We start from the raw sequence: 20,886 nt of genomic DNA on the forward strand, positions 1-20,886 counted from the left end.
CGTCTCAGTCGTACGCCTCGCCGTAACTGCCCCGGAGGAGAAAGAGCATGAGCCGCAGCGACGTCCTGGTCGACGCCGACTGGCTGCAGGACCACCTGGACGACCCGACGATCGCCATCGTCGAGGTCGACGAGGACACGTCCGCCTACGAGAAGAACCACATCAAGAACGCCATCCGTATCGACTGGACCAAGGACCTCCAGGACCCGGTCCGCCGTGACTTCATCGACCAGGAGGCGTTCGAGAAGCTCCTGTCGGCGAAGGGCATCGGCAACGACACCCTGGTGATCCTGTACGGCGGCAACAACAACTGGTTCGCCTCGTACGCCTACTGGTACTTCAAGCTGTACGGCCACGACAACGTCAAGCTCCTCGACGGTGGCCGCAAGAAGTGGGAGCTGGACGCCCGCGAGCTGGTCGACGGCACCGAGGTGCCCGAGCGCGCGGCGACCGACTACAAGGCCAAGCCGCAGGACGCGTCCATCCGCGCCTTCCGCGACGAGGTCGTCGCCGCGATCGGCGCGCAGAACCTGGTCGACGTCCGCTCGCCCGACGAGTTCAGCGGCAAGCTGCTCGCCCCCGCCCATCTCCCGCAGGAGCAGTCGCAGCGCCCGGGCCACGTCCCGAGCGCCCGCAACATCCCGTGGTCGAAGAACGCCAACGACGACGGCACCTTCAAGTCGGACGAGGAGCTCAAGGAGCTCTACGCCGAGGAGAACGTCGACCTGGCCAAGGACACCATCGCCTACTGCCGCATCGGTGAGCGCTCCGCGCTGACCTGGTTCGTGCTGCACGAGCTGCTCGGCGTCCCGAACGTCAAGAACTACGACGGCTCCTGGACCGAGTACGGCTCCCTGGTGGGCGTGCCGATCGAGCTCGGCGCCGGCAAGTAAGGGCACGCAAGCCCGTAGGACCCGACCTTTCAAGACCTCTGGAGAAACAGCATGTGTGGAGCGAAGGCCGGCGGCCCGGACGCCTCGACGATCAAGCCCGGTGAGACCACGATCCAGGGTCACGTGACCCGCGACGGCGAGCCCGTGACGGGCTACGTCCGCCTGCTGGACTCGACCGGTGAGTTCACCGCGGAGGTCCCCACCTCCGCGACGGGCCAGTTCCGCTTCTACGCGGCCGAGGGCACCTGGACCGTCCGCGCCCTCGTGCCCGGCGCCAGCGCCGACCGCACGGTCGTCGCCCAGCAGGGCGGCCTCGCGGAGGTCGCGATCGCGGTCTGAGCAGGAACGACCGAAGGGCCGCGTCTCCCGGGTTGGACACCTGAGACGCGGCCCTTCGGCACACCCGGACCCCTGCGCGAACCCCTGCGCGGACCTGGGCCGAACGTCCGGCGCGGACCTACGCTGGTGGTATGTACGCACGGCGCCGGCACGTGTACTTCGTCATGATGGGGATCTGCATCGGGCTCTTCGTCCTGGCCTGGGGCGTCGTGCGCCTCTGGTCGGTGCCCGCGGCCGTCGGCATGTGCGTGGTGGCCATGGTCATCCCGCCGGTCGCCGCGATCATCGCCAACCGCCGCGGCCCCGACGACCGCTGGTGGGACGACCCGTCGGGCGACCCGCAGTCCGACGAGTGGTGGGACGAACTGGACGGCAAGAAACGCCACTAGGGCCTGCGTTTCGAGCCGCCGCCCCGGCGCCTCAGTAGACGAGCGCCTGCGTCTCGTCCGCCATGACCTCCTGCACGAAGACCTGCGCCCCGGCGATCCGTACGCCCTCGACGACGTCCTTCTCCGTGATGTCGCGGCGGGCCGCGCACTGGGTGCACAGGGTGACGCGGCCGCCCGCCAGGAGCGAGTCCAGCAGGTCGGGCAGCGGGGCGGCGTGCGGCAGCTCGAACTCGGCCGCCCGTCCCGGCAGCGCGAACCACGAGGACTCCCCGGTCAGCCACAGGGAGACGTCCACGCCGCTGGCCACGGCCACCGCCGCGACCGTGAACGCCTGCGAGCAGCGCTCGGGGGAGTCGGCCCCCGCCGTCACCTTGATCACGAGCTTCTTCGCCATGACCGAATCGTAATCAACTCCTGTACGCACCCCGGGATCGAGCGGCCGGTCGCCGCTAGGGCGCACCTCACCAGGAGGGCCGCGCCCAGGCCGCGTAAGCTGGGGCCCGGCCCTGTGTACATACCTGCACCACGCTCATCCGAGGAGCATTCGTGGAGACCTTCTTCGAAATCCTGCTGGCCCTTGTCTGCGTCGGCGTTCTCGCCTTCGCCGGGCTGACCGTGATGAAGCTGTACCAGGGCCAGCGCTGACCCCCGTACAGGAACCCGCTAGGAACGGCCGCTCATGATCGAGATCCCGTCAGACCTTCACAAGGACCTGGTCCCGCTCGCCTTCCTGCTCGGCAACTGGGCCGGCGCGGGCGTGTACGACTTCCCCGGCACCGAGAAGTGCAACTTCGGCCAGGAGGCCTCCTTCACCCATGACGGGCGGGACTTCCTGGAGTACCGGTCCCGCACCTGGGTGCTGGACAACGACGGCAACAAGGTCCGGCCCCTGGAGTCCGAAGCCGGCTTCTGGCGGATCGACGCCGACCGCAAGGTCGAGGTCACGATGACCCGCGACGACGGTGTCGTCGAGATCTGGTACGGCGAGCTCGCCGACAAGAAGCCGCAGATCGACCTGGTCACCGACGCGGTGGCGCGCACGGCCACCGCCGTGCCGTACAGCGGCGGCAAGCGCCTGTACGGCTACGTCAAGAGCGACCTCATGTGGGTCGGCGAGAAGCAGACCCCCGAGGTCGAGCTGCGCCCCTACATGTCCGCCCACCTGAAGAAGGTCGTCACCCCGGAGGACGTCGAGCGCTGGGCCAAGGCCCTGCCCGACGACATGCCGGACGACGGCATCGCCTTCTTCAAGTAGGCGCTGTTCGACCAGGCGGCCCGACGCGGCCGTGGTCCTAGACTTTCAGTGTGGTGAGCACCGACTGGAAGAGCGATCTGCGGCAGCGCGGCTACCGGCTGACGCCGCAGCGGCAACTCGTGCTCGAAGCCGTGGACACCCTGGAGCACGCGACCCCCGACGACATCCTCTGCGAAGTGCGGAAGACCGCGTCGGGGGTCAACATTTCCACCGTCTACCGGACCCTGGAGCTCCTGGAGGAGCTCGGGCTGGTCAGCCACGCCCACCTCGGGCACGGCGCGCCGACGTACCATCTCGCGGACCGGCACCACCACATCCACCTCGTCTGCCGGGACTGCGAGAACGTCATCGAGGCGGACGTCTCGGTGGCGGCCGAGTTCACGGCCAAGCTGCGCGAGACCTTCGGGTTCGACACGGACATGAAGCACTTCGCGATCTTCGGCCGCTGCGCGGACTGCACCCTCAAGAGTTCAAGTACCACGTCGTAGGCTGTGTGTATGAAGAGCCCCCTGCTGTCCCTGCCCGGCGCCGTCCCCGCCGAGGGCGTGGACGAAGGCGTCGCCGCCCACTACGGCGATCTGTTCCGTGAACAGCGCGCCCTCGCCGACGGCACCGGATTCGTCGACCTCTCGCACCGCGGCGTCATCGCCGTCTCCGGCGAGGACCGGCTGACGTGGCTGCACCTGCTGCTCACCCAGCACGTCAGCGAACTCCCCGTGGGTCAGGCCACCGAGGCGCTCGTGCTGTCCGCGCACGGCCATATCGAGCACGCGCTGTACCTGGTGGACGACGGCGAGACGGTCTGGGCGCACGTGGAGCCCGGCACACAGGAGGCGCTGCTGGCGTACCTGGAGTCGATGAAGTTCTTCTACCGGGTCGAGGTCGCCGACCGCACCGCCGACTTCGCGGTGGTGCACCTGCCGGCGGGCTCGATCGCCGGTGCCCCGGAGGGCGTCGTCGTCCGTGAGACCGCGTACGGCCGCGACCTCTTCCTGCCGCGCGCCGAACTGGAGTCGTACGCCGAGCAGTACGGCCCGGCGGCCGGCATCCTCGCCTACGAGGCCCTGCGCGTCGAGCACCACCGCCCCCGCCTCGGCTTCGAGACCGACCACCGCACCATCCCGCACGAGCTGGGCTGGATCGGTACGGCGGTCCACCTCCAGAAGGGCTGTTACCGCGGCCAGGAGACGGTCGCCCGCGTCCAGAACCTGGGCAAGCCCCCGCGCCGGCTGGTGTTCCTGCACCTGGACGGCAGCGACGTCCACCTGCCGTCCCGCGGCACGGAGATCCGCCTCGCCGACGACGGCCCCGAGGGCCGCAAGATCGGCTTCATCACCACGTCCGCACGCCACCACGAGCTCGGCCCCGTGGCCCTCGCCCTGGTCAAGCGCAACGTGCCGACGGACGCGCGGCTGATGGCGGGGGACACGGCGGCGGCCCAGGAGGTCATCGTCGAGCCGTGAGGCCGGTGATGCTCACATCTCCAGCAGGACCGTGAACGGGCCGTCGTTCGTCAGCGACACACGCATCCGCGCGCCGAACCGGCCCGTCGCCACCGTCGCGCCCAGCGCACGGAGTTGCGCGACCACCTCGTCGACCAGCGGCTCGGCGACCTCGCCCGGCGCGGCGGCGTTCCAGGTGGGGCGGCGCCCCTTGCGCGCGTCGCCGTACAGCGTGAACTGGCTGATGACCAGCAGCGGGGCGCCCACGTCACTGCACGACCTCTCGTCGTGCAGCATGCGGATCGACCAGAGCTTGCGGGCCAGTTGGGCCGCCTTCTCCTTGGTGTCGTCGTGTGTCACGCCGACGAGGACGCACAGTCCCTCGCCCTCGATCGACCCGACCGTCTCCCCGTCCACGACGACGCTCGCGCCGTCCACCCTCTGTACCACTGCACGCATGGAGACCATGATGCCGGGTGTCCCGGGAGGCCTTCGACAAGGCCATGAAGAGGTCTATTTTTGCTCCTTAACCGCCCATCTGGGGCCGTTCGGGGGCACTCGGTCACATAGTGGCCACGTGGGGTGGCACCATGCTCCCGTAGCCGGTCGAGGGGACGGTAGAGGCACATGAGCACACCGAGTACCGGGCAGCCGCCCGGTGCGGTCGCGGCCGCCCATGCGGGCGTCCCCGAGTCGCACCGGCCGCCCACACAGCGCAGCGACAGCCCGGCGCTGCCCACATATCCGGCGGCGACCGATCTGACCGGGCCGAGCCTGCCCGAGCTGCGCGTCCTGCGCCGGGACGCCCAGCGCGACGAGGCCGACCTCAGTTATGTACGGCGGCTTCTGCAGGGCCGTATCGACATTCTGCGCGCGGAGTTGGCGCGGCGCGGGCCGATGTCCGTCGTCGCCCCCGAGGACGCCTCGGTCGTGGACCGCCTCCCGGAGATCCTCACCGACGCCCCGGCTCGCCAGCGCTCCTCCGCCCGGCACGTGACGCTGGGCACGCCGCACAACGAGGAGTACCGGCGGCTGGCCGCCGACATGCTCGCCGAGGTCGAGTTGTCGGACCTCCAGGCGCGTACGGACCTGGAGCTGAACACCGCGATGGGCCGCCTCGTCGGGTACGAGCGGCAGGTCTCCCGCCGGCGCCAGCAGCTGCAGCGCACGGCGGACGACTGCAGTGCGGAGATCACCCGCCGGTACCGGGAGGGCGAGGCGCAGGTGGACGACCTGCTCATGTGACGCCCGCCGGCCCCAAGGCGGACGAGAGGGCGTCGCCCGTGCGGCCGACGCCCTGCTCTGCTGATGCTTGTCCGTAGCTGTTGCTCTTGAGCTGTGGTTGTTGCTGTTGAGCTGTCGCTGTTCGGTTGTGGCTGTGCGGTGGTGCCTCTTCGGTTGTGGCTGTGCCGGTCGTGCGTTGCCGCAGATTTTCTCCCCACCGTCGGCCGGGCTCGCGGCTCCCCTCCGGAAGCGAGGTCGACCAACCTGCGTGAAGTGCAACCATCTTGGCTTAGTTGGTTACCAACTTATCGAGAGTTGTTCCGCCGTGGAAGTGTCTTGTAACCATCTACCTGCCAACTGCCTTAAGATGGCGCAAAGTTGTACTGTTCCGGTGTGAACCCGGAAGGTGTGGCCCTTCGAGGTCGGCAGAAGGCGCGACTGTCGCACCACGACGTGGCGGACGAACTGCGTGCCAGGATCAGCTCCGGTGTGCTCGGACCGGGCCAGCGCATGCCGACGCAGAGCGCGCTGTGCGCGGAGTTCCGCGTCGAGCGAGGTGTCGTACGCCAGGCGCTGCGCATCCTCCAGGACGAACAGCTGTTGACCAATGTGTCGAAGGGCAGTCCGGCGACGGTCGCTCCGCCCCGGCCCGCACCGTCCTTCGACCCGTCCGCGACCCCGCAGGCCACCGTCGTGTCGCTGACGCCCCGGATCACGGAGGCGTTCAGCGCGGAGCACGTCACCATCGACGCCATGTGCCTGAGGGCCACCCAGTTGGCACTCGCGATCGGCGAGCCCCTGCGGCGGATCCACACCGGGCAGCTGAAACCGGCCAAGATCGACGTCCGGGTGCTGCTGCCGTCGAGGGAGATCGAGCTCGCCTTCCCCGCGCCGGTCGACAGCGCGGCCGCGAAGCGGCTGCACCGCCAGTGGCTGACCCAGCGCAACGCCCAGTGCCAGGTGCTGCGGTACAACCTGCGGACTCTGCGCTCCTCGCACGGCATCGAGACCCAGGTCTCCTTCCGCGCGCTGCCCTTCACGCCGCCGGTCAAGCTCTATCTCCTCAACGGCACGGAGGCGCTCTTCGCGTACTACACGCTCACGCGGCAGGCGGTGGAGCTCGACGAGGGGGAGAGCGTCGAGGCGTACGACCCCGACGGCCTCCGCTCGACGCTCTTCGGCTTCCGGACCGGCGGCGGACCGCGCGCCGAGGCGTTCGTCCAGCAGTCCTCCCTGTCCTTCGACTCCCTCTGGGAAACGATCAGTTCCCGACTCGTCCTGCCGGACTGAGGTCCTGCAGCCCGGTCCCCGGCAAGGGGTGCGGCCGAACCGTGTGTCCTGTGACCGAGGAGAACGTGGCAGTGAACTCCAGCAGACGGCTCACGTACCAGGAGATCGCCGGCATCCTGCGCGACCGCATCCGCGCCGGAGATCTCAGGCCGGGCGACCGCCTGCCCACCCAGGCCGAGCTCGCGCACGAGTTCGGCGTGGAGCGCGGCACCGTACGCCAGGCCCTGCGGGCACTCAGGGACGACGGCCTCCTCAGCAACGTCAGCAAGGGCAGCCCGCCGCGGATCGCGGAGCAGGGGCCCGCGCTCGACGCACCCCAGCCGACCATGTCCGCCCTCGGGGCCCGTCTGGCGGAGGCCTTCTCGGCACCGCGGGTGCGGGTCGACGCGGTCTGCCTGACGGCCGAGAACCTGATGATGGCGCTCGGCGAGCCCCTGCGCCTGATCCACGAGGGCCGCATCCGCCCGGAGCGGCTCGACGTCCGCGTCCTGCTGCCGTCGAGGGAGATCGACCTCGCCTTCCCGGCTCCGGTCGACGGCCGCGGCGACGACGACCCGGTCCACCGGCGCTGGCTGGCGATGCGCAACGCCCAGGGGCAGGTCCTCACGTACAACCTGCGGGCCCTGCGCTCGACCCACGACATCGACGTACACGTCGGCTTCCGCGCGTTGCCCTTCACACCGCCGGTCAAGCTGTACCTGCTCAACGGCACGGAGGCGCTGATGGGCTACTACACGCTCACGCGCCGCGAGGCGTCCGCGGACACCGGAACGCCGGAGATGTACGACACCCTCGGTCTCGCCTCGCCGCTCTTCTGCTTCCAGCGGGGCGCGGGGCCGCAGGACGCCGCGTTCGTGGAGCAATCGCAGTTGTGGTTCGACGCCCTCTGGGAAACCATCACCACGGACCTGACACTTTCCTAGTGACTTCTGATACGACGCAGACCGAACCGCCGGCCGCAGAGCCCGGGAGGCAGCCCGCGAACGAGGTCGAGAACACCAGACTCAGGGAACTGATCACCCGCGCACGCGTCGTGCTCTGGGACTTCGACGGACCGATCTGCCGGCTGTTCGCCGGTCACTCGGCGGAGCGCGTGGCGAACGGACTGACCCGATGGATCGAGGAGCAGGGCGGCCCGAACGGCCTGCTCACGCAGGCGGAGCGTGAGTCGACCGATCCGCACGTCGTCCTGCGTGCCGTCGACCGCCGGCACCCCGGCAGCGACCTGGTGGTGGAGCTGGAGGAACGCCTCACCGCCGAGGAGCTGAGAGCCGCGGCGTCGGCGATGCCCACGGCGTACGCCGACCCGCTCATCCGCACCTGGACGGCGCTGGGCGCCCGGATGGCCGTCACCACCGACAACTCGCCCCGAGTGGTGCACGCCTACCTGGAGAGCCGCGGCCTCACCACCTGCTTCGCCCCCCACATCTACGGCCGCACCCAGGACATCCACCACCTCGGATCCGACCCGCACTGCCTCCACCGCGCCCTCGACGCCCTGGGGGCACCCCCGTCGGACGCCCTGCTGATCGGCGACGCCCCCACCGACTTCGAGGCCGCCCGCGAGGCCGGTGTCCCCTTCCTCGGCTACGCGCGCAACGACCGGAAGGCCGAGATCCTGCGCGAGGCCGGAGCCGAGGACGTCGTGGAGTCGCTGGAGTCCGTGCTGTCGATGCTGCGGAGGTAGAAACGCGGCGCACGACCGATGCTGTTCCTGATGCTTCTCTTCCTCGACGTCGACGGAACGCTGCTTCCCTTCGGAGCGGCCGCCCCCTACCCCGAGTACGGGCCGGCCGCCGCGAGCGGCCCGGCGTCCGCGGACGCCGTCGACTATCCGTTGCTGACCCGCATCGACCCCGCCCTCGGCCCGCGGCTGGCGGGGCTGGGCTGTGAGTTGGTGTGGGCCACCACGTGGATGGACGACGCGAACAGGAGCGTCGCGCCCTGGCTGGGCCTGCCTCCGCTGCCGGTCGTGGAGTGGCCGGACGAGGACGAGCCGCCGGCCCTGCTGCACTGGAAGACCCGCCCCCTGGTCGGCTGGGCGGACGGCAGGCCGTTCATCTGGCTCGACGACGAGCTCACCGAGGCCGACCGGTCCTGGGTCGCCGTCCACCACCGGGGCCCCGCCCTGCTGCACCGCGTAGAACACCAACGGGGGCTCACGGACGGCGACTTCGCGGTACTGGGGGAGTGGCTGCGGGCGTATGGCAGGCCAGCGGGGCGGTGACGGCGTGCGCCCGCGCCCGGCCCCGGTGACCCCGGCGCGCCGCGCGACACACTTCTGCTAGCGAACGCTTGCAATTGTTAGCGGCGGTGGGGCATGGTGGAGCCATGGCATCGCTCAACGTCGGCAATCTCGGGGAGTACTTGCGCGAGCAGCGGCGCAGCGCGCAGCTGTCGCTCAGGCAACTCGCCGACGCCGCCGGGGTGTCCAATCCGTACCTGAGCCAGATCGAACGCGGGCTGCGCAAGCCGAGTGCGGAGGTGCTGCAGCAGGTCGCCAAGGCGCTGCGGATCTCCGCCGAGACGCTGTACGTGCGGGCCGGCATCCTCGACGCCGAACGTGGCCGGGACGAGGTGGAGACGCGCGCCGTCATCCTCGCCGACCCCACGCTGAACGAACGGCAGAAGCAGGTGCTGCTGCAGATCTACGAGTCCTTCCGCAAGGAGAACGGATTCGGAGGCGAAGGCGGGGCGGATGCCCAGCCCCGCGAGACCGAGCACGAGCGCAAGCCCGACAGCGACCACGACGGTGACGGCGACGACACCGCCGCATGCGACACCCGCACGGACGACGACGGCAGCGATGCCGGTCCGCAGCGGACGGCCGGCTGAGCCGTACCCGGAAAAGTCAGCCGCCGGCCGCACCGCTGTGGATCACACGAACCCTCAGCCGAATGTGTATCCGGGAGGACCCTCACCATGGCCATCACCGACGACCTGCGCAAGACCTTCAGCGACCCGACCCCGCTCTACTTCGCCGCCGGTACGGCCGACCTGGCCCTCCAGCAGGCCAAGAAGGTGCCGGGCCTGGTCGAGCAGCTGCGTACCGAGGCACCGGCCCGCATCGAGGCCGTGCGCAACACCGACCCGAAGGCGGTGCAGGAAGCGGCCACCACGCGCGCCAAGGAGGTCGGCGCCAAGGCCAAGGAGACGCAGGAGAGCCTGCAGACCAAGGTCAACGACTTCTTCGTCGCCCTCGACGGCGATCTGAAGAAGCTCGGCACCACGATCGACGCGGACCTCAAGAAGTTCGGCGAGTCCGCCCAGGACTTCGCCCTGCGCGGTGTCGGCGTCGCCGCCGAGTACGCCGTGAAGGCCCGCGAGACCTACGAGAAGGTCGCCGAGCACGGCGAGCAGGCCGTGCGGAGCTGGCGGGGCGAGGCCGCCGAGGAGATCGAGGACCTCGCCGTGGCCGTCGAGCCCAAGGCCCAGCCCGTCGCGGTCAAGGAGGAGCCGAAGGCCGCCGAGGCCAAGTCCGGGCCCGCCCCGGCCCGTAAGCCCGCGGCGAAGAAGGCCCCGGCCCCGGCCCCGGCCCGCAAGCCGGTCGCCAAGAAGAGCACCCCGCCCGCCAAGTAGGGAGCGCCGATGCGCACGGGCCGGGCACCCTTGGGGTGTCCGGCCCGTTCTACGGGTACGGTGGCGGCGTAGGTGTCGGGCGAGAACGGGCGGTGGACAGCATGCTGATGTTGGGCTTCGCGGGGTTCCTGGGACTGCTGAAGATCGTCCTGATGGCCCTCGCCGCGTTCGGGCTGGTCGACGCGGCGCTCAGGCGCGAGGACGCTTTCCGCGCGGCCGACAAGCACAACAAGGTGTTCTGGCTGATCATCCTGGGCGTCGCGCTCGTGGTGAGCTACCTGTTCTCGATCATCGGGATCCTGCCCATCGCCGGGCTGGTCGCGAGCATCGTCTACCTCGTGGACGTGCGCCCCGCGCTCAAGCGGGTCTCGGGCGGCCGCGGCTGGGGCCGCCGCCGCGGCAGCAGCAGCGACGGTCCCTACGGGCCGTACAACGGCGGCCGCTGACCGACACGACGCCACAGCCCCGCGGGACCGGAACGCCTGGCGCGTCCGGTCCCGACGTGCGTCCACGGCGCCGGGTCCGACAGGTGCCTACGGCCTCAGTCGGACAGGTGCCCACGGCCCCGGTCCGACAGGTGCCCACGGCCCCCGGTCCGGATACGCCTACGGCACCCGGTCCAGCATGACCACCGCCACGTCGTCCGTCAGCTCGCCGCCGTTGAGGTCGCGGACCTCGTTCACCGCGGCGCGCAGCAGGTTCTCGCCGTGCAGGCCCGACTCCAGCTGGCGGCGGACCATCGCCACCATGCCGTCCTGGCCCAGGCGCTCGCCGCTCTCGCCGACGCGGCCCTCGATCAGGCCGTCGGTGTAGAGCATCAGGCTCCACGCGGCACCCAGCTGCACCTGCATGCGCGGCCAGCGGGCGCCGGGGAGCAGGCCCAGGGCCGGACCGTTGTTCTCCTGCGGCAGCAGTCGCGCGGGACGGCCGGGACCGGCCACCAGCGGGGAGGGGTGTCCGGCCAGGCACAGGCCCGCGCTGCGGCCGTCGGGCGAGATGTCCACGGTGCAGAGGGTCGCGAAGATCTCCTCGTCCGAGCGCTCGTGCTCCAGCACCTCCTGGAGCGTACGCAGGAGCTCGTCTCCGCACAGTCCGGCCAGGGTCAGCGCCCGCCACGCGATGCGCAGCTCCACGCCGAGCGCGGCCTCGTCGGGGCCGTGGCCGCAGACGTCACCGATCATGGCGTGCACGGTGCCGTCCGGGGTGCGGACGGTGTCGTAGAAGTCGCCGCCGAGCAGGGCACGCGAGCGGCCCGGACGGTAGCGGGCGGAGAAGCGCAGCGAGGAGCCGTCCAGCAGGGGCGTCGGCAGCAGGCCGCGCTCCAGCCGGCGGTTCTCCTGGGCGCGCACACGGCCCTCGGCGAGCCGTCGCTCGGCGGTGTCGGAACGTTTCCTCTCCACCGCGTACCGGATCGCGCGGCTCAGCAGCCGTCCGTCCAGCTCGTCCCGGAAGAGGTAGTCCTGGGCGCCCACGCGCACGGCCTCGGCGCCGCGCTCGGCGTCGCCGGACGCGGTGAGCGCGAGGACAGCATGCCGGGGCGCGATCTCGAGCACGTGCTTGAGTACGGCGAGCTCGTCGTCCTCGGCGCCGGCCCGGCCGGGGGCCGAAAGCGCGAGGTCGAGCAGGATGCAGTGGACGTCGTCGGTCAGCAGCCGCTCGGCCTCGGTGAGGTTGCGCGCGTTACGGACGCGGATCGGCTTGCCGGCCGAGTCCAGCAGTTCGGGCACGATCGGCGAACCGGCCGGATCGTTCTCGATCAGCAGCAGGGTGAGCGGGCTGGCGGCGGTGCTGTGGGTGGTGTTCGCGGCGGCTTCCTTGCGGTGGACCTCTTCCGTGAGGGGGCTGCCCACTGCCGGGGGCGCCGGCGCCTGACCACTCTCCACGGCCGGGATCTCTCTCTGCCGAGGTATGGGTACGGGCATGTGCGGGTTTCCTTCCCTCCCCCCGAGGGCATGGTGGGGCAAGGGGTCTCGACCCACCGACGGGGACGATAGCGGCACTGGCCACCGCAATGGAATGGTGTGAGCCGCGTCGCTCCGGCGCAGTCCGTTGTCATATGCCGCGTTCCGTAACGGAGTTGGGCGACCCGGCGGCAGGGTCGGGATGACGAAGGTCACGCCCTGTCCGGGTTGGGGGGCCCGTCGAACGTGGAGTGGGTCACGTGGCGGACATCACTGCACCCCGCGGGACGCGCATCAGGGGTGTCGTATCAGGAGCTGTCGCGGCAGGGGTTGTCGCGAGCCATCACGAATCGTCACGAGCCGTCACCGGCCTTCCCCGTGTCCGGCCGCACCACGCCCAGGATCGGCATCGAGCCCGCCCCCGCGACCGTCACCGTCCGCCCGGGCCGGGGGGCGTGGATGATCGTGCCGTCGCCCACGTACATCGCGACATGGCTGGCGTCGTGGAAGTAGATGATCAGGTCACCGGGGCGCATGTCCTTGATGTCCACATGCTTGAGCTGCTTCCACTGCTCCTGCGACGTGCGCGGGATGGGGTGGTCGGCGCTCGCCCAGGCCTGTGAGGTCAGGCCCGAGCAGTCGTAGGTGTCCGGGCCCTCCGCGCCCCACACGTACGGCTTGCCCAGCTGCGCCGTGGCGAACGCGACGGCCTTCCCGCCCTGTTCGGACGCGCGGTCCTTGAGTTTCGTGAGTATGCCGGTGTCGAGCCAGGCGGTCTGCGCCTTCAGGGCGGCCTCGCGCTCCAGCTCGGCGAGGCGCTTCATCTCCCGCTTCTGCAGCCGGGACTGGAGCTTCTCGGCGGCCGCGATCCGCTTCTGGATCGTCTTCTTGGCGTCGGCCTTGGCCTTGCGGTTCGCTTCCAGCTTCCGCCACTGGGCGGAGGCGTCGTCGGTGTACTGCCTCAAGTCCTGCTGGGCGCGGGTCATTTCCGCGAGCATCCCCTTGGTGGCCCGCTGCCCCTGGAGCACCAGCCCCGTGCCGTTGAGGAACTGCTCCGGGTCGTCGCTCAGCACCAGGCGGACCTCGGGCGGCAGTCCGCCGGTGCGGTACTGGGCGCGGGCCGCGGCGCCCGCACGGTCCTTCAACTCGTCCAGCTTCCGGCGGCCTTCGTCGATCTGCCGGTGCAGCTCGTCGATCTCGGCGGACTGCTTCCGGGCCTTCTCCTCGGCCGCGTTGTAGGCGTCGGTGGCCACGGCCGCGTCGTGGTAGAGCTTGTCGAGCCGCTCGCGGAGGGCCTCAAGGTCCTTGTTCGGCGGCGGGGTCGGCCGGAGCGTCGGAGAACCGGCCGGTCCCTGTGGCGACGACGACGCGGCCGGTGCCGGCGTCGCCGGCGCGTGCGCGAACGCCGTACCGGGCGCCGCCAGTACGGTGACCGCGCAGACCACGGTCACGGCCGCGAGGACGCCGCGCCTGCTGGGCAGCAGGCCGCGCATGCTCGGTCCCATTCCCTTACCCCCCAACGTGATGCACCGTCAGTGACCGTAAAGCGCCTGGGGGATCGTGCCCTCCGGTCCTGCCCGCGAGACGATCTCCCCGGCTATGTGACGAACGACGCACGGAGATCGTTCCCCGGGGTTCGCGGGAAGGGTGAAGCCATGCCTGTAGGGCCGGAAAAGGCGTCAGGTGCGAGGCGCCAATGCCCCCCACGCCACCGTCACTTCCCCCTGCCGCCACCGCCCCGGCGAGTCCGTCACCGGCCAGTCGGCCGTCAGGTCCCGTACCGCCCGGAGCCAGCGCTGACGGGCGCCGTAGGAGGCATAGGGCGCGGCGGCCGCCCAGGCGCGGTCGAAGTCGCGCAGGAAGGCGTGCACCGGCTCGCCGGGGACGTTGCGGTGGATCAGCGCCTTCGGCAGGCGTTCGGCCAGGTCGGACGGGCGCTCCAGGGAGCCGAGCCGGGTCGCGAAGGTGACGGTCCGCGGCCCCTCCGGGCCGAGCGCCACCCAGACGTGCCGCCGCCCGATCTCGTCGCAGGTCCCCTCGACCAGCAGCCCGCCGCGGGACGCGGGGCCCGCCGGGGCGAGCCGCGCGCACAGCCGCTCCCACACGGCGGCGACCTCGGCCTCGTCGTACTGGCGCAGGACGTTGGCGGCCCGGATGAGCTGCGGCCGCTGGGACACGGGGATCTCGAAGCCGCCGTGCCGGAAGACGAGTCCGTCGCGCTCGTACGGCTTCGCGGCCGCGACCCGGGCCGGTTCGATCTCGACGCCGACCACCCGCGCGCGGGGCGCCGCGGTGCGCAGGCGGCCCAGCAGTTCGACGGCCGTCCAGGGCGCGGCGCCGTAACCGAGGTCGATCGCCACGGGATCGGCGGCGCGCCGCAGCTCGGCGCCGTGCGTGGCCGCGATCCAGCGGTCCATGCGGCGCAGGCGGTTCGGATTGGTGGTCCCGCGCGTCACCGTTCCCACGACGGGGGTGCCCGAGCGAAGCCGAGAGTGGGGGAGGGCGGCTGCGCGGGCTGTCATGCATACGAGAGTAAGCGGGCCCGAACCGTATGGAAGGCGTACGCATCCTCGTGTCGAACGGTTGAGCGATCACGGGTAATGATTGAGTAAATGCCGGTGATCGGGAAATGGGCCCGACACCTCCGCTGTTGCACCCCCTGGAGGGCGTCACCCGTCCTCCGACCGGCATGCCCGCATCGAGGAGGACCGCCACGTGAGCCAGTACGTCAGCAGGCTCGGGCGCCGTTCTCCGGCCGCGCCCCCGCGCCTCAGGCTGCACCGCAGGCCACGCCGCGTCGCCATGCTCTCCGTGCACACCTCACCGCTCCACCAGCCCGGCACCGGGGACGCCGGCGGCATGAACGTCTACATCGTCGAGCTCGCGCAGCGCCTCGCCGCGATCGACATCGAGGTCGAGATCTTCACCCGGTCCACCGCCGGAGTCCTCCCGCCCACCGTCGAGCTGGCCCCCGGCGTCCTCGTCCGGCACATCGACGCGGGCCCCTACGAGGGCCTCGCCAAGGAGGACCTCCCGGCCCAGCTCTGCGCCTTCACGCACGGTGTGATGCAGGCCTGGGCCGGTCACCGCCCCGGCTACTACGACCTGGTCCACTCCCACTACTGGCTCTCCGGCCACGTCGGCTGGCTCGCCGCCCAGCGCTGGGGCGTCCCCCTGGTGCACGCCATGCACACCATGGCCAAGGTCAAGAACGCCAACCTGGCCGCCGGCGACACCCCCGAGCCCGCCGCCCGCGTCATCGGCGAGACCCAGATCGTCACCGCCGCCGACCGCCTCATCGCCAACACCGCCGAGGAGTCCGACGAGCTGGTACGGCACTACGCGGCCGAACCCGCCAAGGTCGCCGTGGTCCACCCCGGTGTGAACCTCGACCGCTTCCGCCCCTTCCCCGGCAGCGCCGGCCCACTCCGTCCGAGCGAGACCCAGGACGCCCGGTCCGCCGCCCGCGCCCGCCTCGGCCTGCCGACGGACGCCCTGATCCCGCTCTTCGCGGGCCGCATACAGCCCCTCAAGGCCCCCGACGTGCTGCTCCGGGCCGTCGCCGTCCTGCTGGACGAGCGCCCCGAGCTGCGCTCCAGGATCGTCGTGCCGGTCGTCGGCGGCCCCAGCGGCAGCGGCCTCGCCAAGCCGGAGGGGCTGCAGAAGCTCGCCGCGCGGCTCGGCATCGCCGACGTCGTACGGTTCCGGCCGCCCGTCGGGCAGGAACAGCTCGCCGACTGGTTCCGGGCCGCGTCCGTGCTGGTCATGCCGTCGTACAGCGAGTCCTTCGGCCTGGTCGCGATAGAGGCGCAGGCGGCCGGTACGCCGGTGCTCGCGGCCGCGGTCGGCGGTCTTCCGGTCGCCGTGCGCGACGGCGTGACCGGCTTCCTCGTCCAGGGCCACGACCCGGCCGACTACGCGCGCGTGCTGCGCCGGTTCGCCGACGAGCCGTCCCTCTCGGCGACCATGGGCACCGCCGCCGCCCGGCACGCGCAGTCCTTCGGCTGGGACACCTCGGCGGCCGCCACCGCCGACGTCTACACGGCCGCGACGCAGGCCCACCGCCGTCGCGTACGCTCCCCGCATGGGTGATGTCGAGAAGGCGGCGCAGGTCGTCGAGAGCGCGCTGAAGGACGCCGAACTGGAGTGGGAGAGCCCGGAGCCCGGCACGTACGTCGTCAAACTCCCCGGCACCCACAAGCTCTCCACGACCGTCTCGCTCCTCGTGGGCCGCCACTCCCTCTCCCTGAACGCCTTCGTCATCCGCCACCCCGACGAGAACGAGGCGGGCGTCCACCGCTGGCTGCTGGAGCGCAACCTCAAGCTGTACGGCGTCAGTTACGCGGTCGACCGGCTCGGCGACATCTATGTCACCGCCCGCCTGCCCCGCACCGCCATCACCCCCGAGGAGATCGACCGCCTCCTCGGCCAGGTCCTGGAGGCCGCCGACGGCGCCTTCAACCCCCTCCTCGAACTGGGCTTCGCCTCCGCGATCCGCAAGGAGTACGCGTGGCGGGTGTCCCGCGGCGAATCGACCCGGAACCTGGACGCGTTCACGCACCTGATCCAGCGCCCGACGGACTGACCGGGGCGCCCCCGGTTCCGGCCTCGACCTCGACCTCGACGTCGACCGGAACCGCGGCAGCCGTCGCAGCCGCCGTACGTCCCTGAGATTCCGCGGCTCCTTCCGATCCCGCCGCTGCCTCCGCCGGCAGCCGCCGCATGAGGACGCCGTACCCGATTCCCGCCACGGTGCCCACGGCCGCGCACATCCCCCACAGCCACCCCGCCCCGAAGTGATCGATGACGGCGCCGGACATGAGGGGTGCGATCAGGGCGGCGGCGGACCAGGACAGGGTGTACATGCCCTGGTAACGCCCGCGCCCGTGCACGGGGGAGAGCCGGGCGACGAGCCCGGTCTGGACCGGCGCGTTGATGATCTCGCCGAGCGTCCACACGCACACGGTGAGCGCGAAGACGCCGACCGAACCGGCGAAGGCGGTGAGCCCGAAGCCGTACCCCGCGAGGACCGAGGAGACGATCAGCAGCGTTCGCGGATCGCGGTGCTCGATGAAGCGGGTGATCGGGATCTGCAGGGCGACGATCAGGATGCCGTTGACGGCGATGGCCAAGCCGTAGTCGGCGGGCGAGTACCCGGCGCGGCCCATGGCCACCGGCAGCCCGACGGAGCCCTGCTGGAAGACGAGGGCGACGAGGAAGGACAGCCCGACGACGGCCATGTAACGCCCGTCCCGCAGCACGGTCTTGAGGCCGACGCCGTCCTCCGCCTGCCTGGCCGTGGCCGTGGGCCGCGACTCGGGCAGCTTGAGGAAGACGACGACCGCGCACACCAGCGTCATCCCGGCCTCGATGAGGAACCCGGCGAGATAGCTGAACTCGGCGATGAAACCGGCGGCCATGGAGGAGACGGCGAAGCCGAGGTTGATGGCCCAGTAGTTGAGCGAGAAGGCACGCACCCGGTCCTCGGGCCGGACGATGTCGGCCATCATCGCCTGCACGGCCGGCCGGGAGGCGTTGGACGCCATGCCGACGAGGAAGGCGACGGCGGCGATGGCGACGGGATCGTGCATGAAGCCGAGCAGCGCGACCGAGGCGGCGGTGGCGGTCTGCGCGACGAGCAGGGTCGGCCGCCGCCCGAGCCGGTCGGCCATCACCCCGGCCCCCAGCGAGGAGACGACACCGCCGAGCCCGTGCAGGGAGGCGACGAGACCGGCGTACGACGCGCTGTAGCCGCGGTCCAGGGTCAGGTACAGCGCCATGAACGTGGCGACGAAGGCGCCGAGCCGGTTGACGAGGGTGCTGGTCCACAGCCACCAGAACGCGCGGGGCAGGCCGGAGACGGATTCCCGGGCGGCACGTCTCAGGACGGCGAGTGACATGGATCCCCCCAGATCAGGCAGCTGTGCACGGCCGGCGGGCGGCTGACGCGTGCACATTGCCGTAAGTGGCTATGGCGCTGAGCGCAACTTACTGGGGTTCCCGAAGCGGGGTCCACTCAATTAACAGCGGGCGTCGACTGTCGGTGACGGCGGCGGTGGCCCTGCGTCCGGCCTCCGGGCGCTTCGACGCCCGTCCGAACGCGTGGATTACGCTCTGAGGCATGGCCGACGCACCGTACAAGCTGATCCTCCTCCGCCACGGCGAGAGCGAGTGGAACGCGAAGAACCTGTTCACCGGCTGGGTGGACGTCAACCTCAACGAGAAGGGCGAGAAGGAGGCGGTCCGCGGCGGTGAGCTGCTGAAGGACGCCGGCCTGCTCCCCGACGTGGTCCACACGTCCCTCCAGAAGCGCGCGATCCGCACGGCGCAGCTCGCCCTCGAGGCCGCCGACCGCCACTGGATCCCGGTGCACCGCTCGTGGCGCCTGAACGAGCGCCACTACGGCGCCCTTCAGGGCAAGGACAAGGCGCAGACCCTCGCGGAGTTCGGCGAGGAGCAGTTCATGCAGTGGCGCCGCTCGTACGACACCCCGCCCCCGCCGCTGGCGGACGACTCCGAGTTCTCCCAGGCGGACGACCCGCGCTACGCGTCGATCCCGCCGGAGCTCCGCCCGCGCACGGAGTGCCTCAAGGACGTCGTCACGCGCATGCTCCCCTACTGGTACGACAACATCGTGCCGGACCTGCTCGACGGCCACACCGTCCTGGTGGCGGCCCACGGCAACAGCCTCCGCGCCCTCGTCAAGCACCTCGACGGCATCTCCGACGCCGACATCGCGGGCCTGAACATCCCGACGGGTATCCCGCTGTACTACGAACTCGACGCCGACTTCAAGCCGCTCACCCCCGGCGGCCGCTACCTCGACCCGGAGGCGGCCGCGGCGGCCATCGAGGCGGTCAAGAATCAGGGCAAGAAGAAGTAAGCAGAGCTGAGAAGAGCCCCCACCTGCGGCGTTGCCGTCGGGAGGGGGCTTTTCTGTGCCCGTGAGCCGTGTCTGGGCCGTCGCGCTCGGATGCGACGGATCCTCACGCGGACCGCCACGAGGGAGGCCGGCGGGAGGGCGGGGAGCCGCGGGAGTGATTCTTTCTGTGTTGTGCCCGGGCCTGACCTGCAAAGGGACCGGGACGTGGCCTGCTGTACGGGAACTGTCTTCCCGTTGGAGGGTGCACGTCAATGGAACTGGAACTGTTGGTCCGCCGGGACAACCGTCCTCGTGGTGATTCCGGGTCGGCCATGGCCCCGGGCACGCGCCGCCGTGCACGCCGTGTCCGCTGCCTGCTGGTGCCTTTGCTGGCCTTGGCGACCGCGGGCTTCGTCACTGGTGCCGCTCGCCCACCCGCCGTGGTGCCTGCCGCACACGCGCAGCCCGTCCCGACCTGTGAGGGCGTGCCCGCGACGATCGTCGGCACGAACCACGACGACGACATCGTGGGCACCCCCGGCAATGACGTGATCGTCGCGTTGGCCGGGAACGACCGCGTCGACGGGCTGGGCGGCGACGACCTCATCTGCGGCGATTCCGGCAACGACACCCTCTCCGGCAGCGCCGGCAGCGATGCCGTCTTCGGCGGCACCGGCAACGACAACCTCGACGGCGGCACCGGCAACGACGCCCTCGACGGCGGCAACGGCGACGACACCCTCTCCGGCGGCGACGGCAGCGACATCCTCTCCGGCGAGGGCAACAACGACAGCCTGGACGGCGGCAACGGCGTCGACAGCCTCGACGGCGGCAACGGCACCGACAGCCTCAACGGCGGCGCCGCCAACGACACCCTCTCCGGAGGCGACGGCAACGACGCCCTCAACGGCGGCGACGGCGACGACAACCTCTTCGGCGACGACGGCAATGACACCGTCTTCGGCGGCGAAGGCAACGACGCGCTTTTCGGGGGCAACGGCAACGACGACCTCTTCGGCAACACCGGCAACGACACGCTCTCCGGCGAGGCCGGCAACGACAACCTCTTCGGCGGCGAAGCCAACGACACCCTCGACGGTGGTCCCGGCACCAACTTCAATGACGGTGGTCCTGGCACCAACACCTGCGCCAACCCCGCCACCGGGCCCGGCTGTCCCGTCTGACGGCCCCCGCCGCATCATGCCCCTTCGAAGAACCAGCGGGTGAACATGCTTCGGCCCCCTGCGCGCGGGCGGCGCGGGCAGGGGGCCGAAGGGTCGAGGGTCGGCCGAGGGGGCGTCGTCAGATGGACAGGGGGACCTCGTGGATCTCGTCCGCCCGATGGCCCGCACGTTCGTGGACGCGCTGGACCGCTTCGGCCGAGGGGGCCTCGGAGAGGCAGTAGACCTCACCGGAGGCGGGGTCCGCCCACGCATGCTGGAAGTGCACGTCCTCTTCCTTCTCCAGGGAGAGATCGGCGTCGTGTGCCTCCGCCAACTGGTCGGGGGTGATGCCCGTCATCCCGTGGTGGACGTCCATGAACTGGGCCATGACGTCGCACCTCCTTCCTACCTGTGCCTCCTTTCATGGTGCGCCCGATCCATCCACCGGGCGAGCGCCGACGGCATCGAGCCGACAGCAGCGAAGGGTCCCGGTGACAGATCACCGGGACCCTTCAGTGTCGTAAGCAGCGAACAGCGAATGGCGAATGC

General features: G+C 70.9%; 25 protein-coding genes. 18 read left to right on the forward strand and 7 right to left on the reverse strand.

Features of this window, described 5'->3' with window-relative positions; all coding sequences use genetic code 11:
- Nucleotides 1–47 precede the first annotated feature (47 nt).
- The 3 genes from ABZ910_RS28965 to ABZ910_RS28975 all read left to right on the forward strand — a co-directional run bounded on the left by ABZ910_RS28965 (nucleotide 48) and on the right by ABZ910_RS28975 (nucleotide 1,621).
- Nucleotides 48–893 carry a sulfurtransferase gene (locus ABZ910_RS28965; RefSeq protein ID WP_361370431.1) on the forward strand — a complete coding sequence of 282 codons (846 nt, stop codon included), beginning with the start codon at nucleotides 48–50 and terminating at the stop codon, nucleotides 891–893.
- Nucleotides 894–944: 51 nt separating this feature from the next.
- Nucleotides 945–1,232: a DUF1416 domain-containing protein gene (locus ABZ910_RS28970; RefSeq protein ID WP_121747762.1), complete on the forward strand. Its 288-nt coding sequence runs from the start codon at nucleotides 945–947 to the stop codon at nucleotides 1,230–1,232.
- A 131-nt stretch (nucleotides 1,233–1,363) separates the two neighbouring features.
- Nucleotides 1,364–1,621, forward strand: coding sequence for a DUF3099 domain-containing protein (locus ABZ910_RS28975; protein WP_361370434.1), 258 nt, complete (start codon nucleotides 1,364–1,366; stop codon nucleotides 1,619–1,621).
- Nucleotides 1,622–1,652: 31 nt separating this feature from the next.
- Here ABZ910_RS28975 and ABZ910_RS28980 read toward each other — a convergent pair whose 3' ends face one another.
- A complete protein-coding gene (locus ABZ910_RS28980; protein WP_361370437.1) occupies nucleotides 1,653–2,015 on the reverse strand; it encodes a DsrE family protein in 363 nt (120 codons plus the stop codon).
- 285 nt (nucleotides 2,016–2,300) lie between these two features.
- Between ABZ910_RS28980 and ABZ910_RS28985 the strand changes: the two genes are divergently transcribed.
- From ABZ910_RS28985 to ABZ910_RS28995, 3 genes are read left to right on the forward strand one after another with little or no spacing between them, the layout of a single operon-like run.
- Nucleotides 2,301–2,876 carry an FABP family protein gene (locus tag ABZ910_RS28985; RefSeq protein ID WP_361370440.1) on the forward strand — a complete coding sequence of 192 codons (576 nt, stop codon included), beginning with the start codon at nucleotides 2,301–2,303 and terminating at the stop codon, nucleotides 2,874–2,876.
- A 50-nt stretch (nucleotides 2,877–2,926) separates the two neighbouring features.
- Nucleotides 2,927–3,364 (forward strand): transcriptional repressor, encoded by a 438-nt coding sequence (locus tag ABZ910_RS28990; protein ID WP_361370443.1) that lies wholly within the window; start codon nucleotides 2,927–2,929, stop codon nucleotides 3,362–3,364.
- A 9-nt stretch (nucleotides 3,365–3,373) separates the two neighbouring features.
- On the forward strand, nucleotides 3,374–4,339 hold the full coding sequence (locus ABZ910_RS28995; RefSeq protein WP_361370446.1) for a folate-binding protein: 966 nt from the start codon (nucleotides 3,374–3,376) through the stop codon (nucleotides 4,337–4,339).
- Nucleotides 4,340–4,351: 12 nt separating this feature from the next.
- On the opposite strand, the gene dtd is transcribed toward ABZ910_RS28995, so the two are convergent.
- On the reverse strand, nucleotides 4,352–4,777 hold the full coding sequence (gene dtd, locus ABZ910_RS29000) for a D-aminoacyl-tRNA deacylase (RefSeq protein WP_361370449.1): 426 nt from the start codon (nucleotides 4,775–4,777) through the stop codon (nucleotides 4,352–4,354).
- Between the two features lie 168 nt (nucleotides 4,778–4,945).
- On the opposite strand from dtd, the gene ABZ910_RS29005 reads away from it, so the two are divergent.
- The 8 genes from ABZ910_RS29005 to ABZ910_RS29040 all read left to right on the forward strand — a co-directional run bounded on the left by ABZ910_RS29005 (nucleotide 4,946) and on the right by ABZ910_RS29040 (nucleotide 10,857).
- Nucleotides 4,946–5,563, forward strand: coding sequence for an aerial mycelium formation protein (locus ABZ910_RS29005; RefSeq protein WP_361370452.1), 618 nt, complete (start codon nucleotides 4,946–4,948; stop codon nucleotides 5,561–5,563).
- Nucleotides 5,564–5,935: 372 nt separating this feature from the next.
- Nucleotides 5,936–6,832: a GntR family transcriptional regulator gene (locus ABZ910_RS29010; protein WP_361370455.1), complete on the forward strand. Its 897-nt coding sequence runs from the start codon at nucleotides 5,936–5,938 to the stop codon at nucleotides 6,830–6,832.
- 71 nt (nucleotides 6,833–6,903) lie between these two features.
- Complete coding sequence (locus ABZ910_RS29015) at nucleotides 6,904–7,755, forward strand: winged helix-turn-helix domain-containing protein (RefSeq protein WP_361370587.1); 852 nt, start codon at nucleotides 6,904–6,906, stop codon at nucleotides 7,753–7,755.
- Entirely contained in the window at nucleotides 7,755–8,519 is a 765-nt protein-coding gene (locus ABZ910_RS29020) for an HAD family hydrolase (protein WP_361370458.1), read from the forward strand. Before ABZ910_RS29015 ends, ABZ910_RS29020 begins: the two co-directional genes overlap by 1 nt.
- Nucleotides 8,520–8,549: 30 nt before the next feature.
- The gene (locus ABZ910_RS29025) at nucleotides 8,550–9,059 is read left to right on the forward strand and encodes a hypothetical protein (RefSeq protein ID WP_361370461.1); all 510 of its coding nucleotides are present in this window, start codon (nucleotides 8,550–8,552) and stop codon (nucleotides 9,057–9,059) included.
- Between the two features lie 104 nt (nucleotides 9,060–9,163).
- Nucleotides 9,164–9,667, forward strand: coding sequence for a helix-turn-helix transcriptional regulator (locus ABZ910_RS29030; RefSeq protein WP_361370464.1), 504 nt, complete (start codon nucleotides 9,164–9,166; stop codon nucleotides 9,665–9,667).
- Nucleotides 9,668–9,754: 87 nt separating this feature from the next.
- Nucleotides 9,755–10,411, forward strand: coding sequence for a hypothetical protein (locus ABZ910_RS29035; RefSeq protein ID WP_361370467.1), 657 nt, complete (start codon nucleotides 9,755–9,757; stop codon nucleotides 10,409–10,411).
- A gap of 101 nt (nucleotides 10,412–10,512) precedes the next feature.
- Nucleotides 10,513–10,857, forward strand: coding sequence for a DUF2516 family protein (locus ABZ910_RS29040; protein WP_361370470.1), 345 nt, complete (start codon nucleotides 10,513–10,515; stop codon nucleotides 10,855–10,857).
- Between the two features lie 159 nt (nucleotides 10,858–11,016).
- On the opposite strand, the gene ABZ910_RS29045 is transcribed toward ABZ910_RS29040, so the two are convergent.
- The 3 genes from ABZ910_RS29045 to ABZ910_RS29055 all read right to left on the reverse strand — a co-directional run bounded on the left by ABZ910_RS29045 (nucleotide 11,017) and on the right by ABZ910_RS29055 (nucleotide 14,834).
- Nucleotides 11,017–12,333, reverse strand: coding sequence for a SpoIIE family protein phosphatase (locus tag ABZ910_RS29045; protein WP_361370473.1), 1,317 nt, complete (start codon nucleotides 12,331–12,333; stop codon nucleotides 11,017–11,019).
- Between the two features lie 332 nt (nucleotides 12,334–12,665).
- Nucleotides 12,666–13,805, reverse strand: coding sequence for an NlpC/P60 family protein (locus ABZ910_RS29050; RefSeq protein WP_361370476.1), 1,140 nt, complete (start codon nucleotides 13,803–13,805; stop codon nucleotides 12,666–12,668).
- 186 nt (nucleotides 13,806–13,991) lie between these two features.
- Nucleotides 13,992–14,834 carry a class I SAM-dependent methyltransferase gene (locus ABZ910_RS29055; protein ID WP_361370479.1) on the reverse strand — a complete coding sequence of 281 codons (843 nt, stop codon included), beginning with the start codon at nucleotides 14,832–14,834 and terminating at the stop codon, nucleotides 13,992–13,994.
- A gap of 193 nt (nucleotides 14,835–15,027) precedes the next feature.
- Here ABZ910_RS29055 and mshA point away from each other — a divergent pair, with 193 nt between their 5' ends.
- Together mshA and ABZ910_RS29065 are read left to right on the forward strand one after the other, a co-directional pair.
- Nucleotides 15,028–16,404: a D-inositol-3-phosphate glycosyltransferase gene (mshA, locus tag ABZ910_RS29060; protein ID WP_361370482.1), complete on the forward strand. Its 1,377-nt coding sequence runs from the start codon at nucleotides 15,028–15,030 to the stop codon at nucleotides 16,402–16,404.
- Entirely contained in the window at nucleotides 16,397–16,897 is a 501-nt protein-coding gene (locus ABZ910_RS29065) for a YbjN domain-containing protein (protein ID WP_361370485.1), read from the forward strand. The genes mshA and ABZ910_RS29065 overlap by 8 nt, the downstream gene beginning before the upstream one ends.
- On the opposite strand, the gene ABZ910_RS29070 is transcribed toward ABZ910_RS29065, so the two are convergent.
- Nucleotides 16,866–18,212, reverse strand: a complete 1,347-nt coding sequence (locus tag ABZ910_RS29070) for an MFS transporter (protein WP_361370488.1) — start codon at nucleotides 18,210–18,212, stop codon at nucleotides 16,866–16,868. The genes ABZ910_RS29065 and ABZ910_RS29070 overlap by 32 nt on opposite strands.
- 221 nt (nucleotides 18,213–18,433) lie before the next feature.
- Between ABZ910_RS29070 and ABZ910_RS29075 the strand changes: the two genes are divergently transcribed.
- Together ABZ910_RS29075 and ABZ910_RS29080 are read left to right on the forward strand one after the other, a co-directional pair.
- Entirely contained in the window at nucleotides 18,434–19,195 is a 762-nt protein-coding gene (locus ABZ910_RS29075) for a phosphoglyceromutase (protein ID WP_361370491.1), read from the forward strand.
- Between the two features lie 464 nt (nucleotides 19,196–19,659).
- Nucleotides 19,660–20,358, forward strand: a complete 699-nt coding sequence (locus tag ABZ910_RS29080) for a calcium-binding protein (protein WP_361370494.1) — start codon at nucleotides 19,660–19,662, stop codon at nucleotides 20,356–20,358.
- A gap of 118 nt (nucleotides 20,359–20,476) precedes the next feature.
- Here ABZ910_RS29080 and ABZ910_RS29085 read toward each other — a convergent pair whose 3' ends face one another.
- On the reverse strand, nucleotides 20,477–20,725 hold the full coding sequence (locus ABZ910_RS29085; RefSeq protein WP_361370497.1) for an SCO4226 family nickel-binding protein: 249 nt from the start codon (nucleotides 20,723–20,725) through the stop codon (nucleotides 20,477–20,479).
- Between the last annotated feature and the right edge of the window lie 161 nt (nucleotides 20,726–20,886).

Origin of the sequence: Streptomyces sp. NPDC046805 (assembly GCF_040645355.1) — a bacterium.
GTDB lineage: Bacteria > Actinomycetota > Actinomycetes > Streptomycetales > Streptomycetaceae > Streptomyces.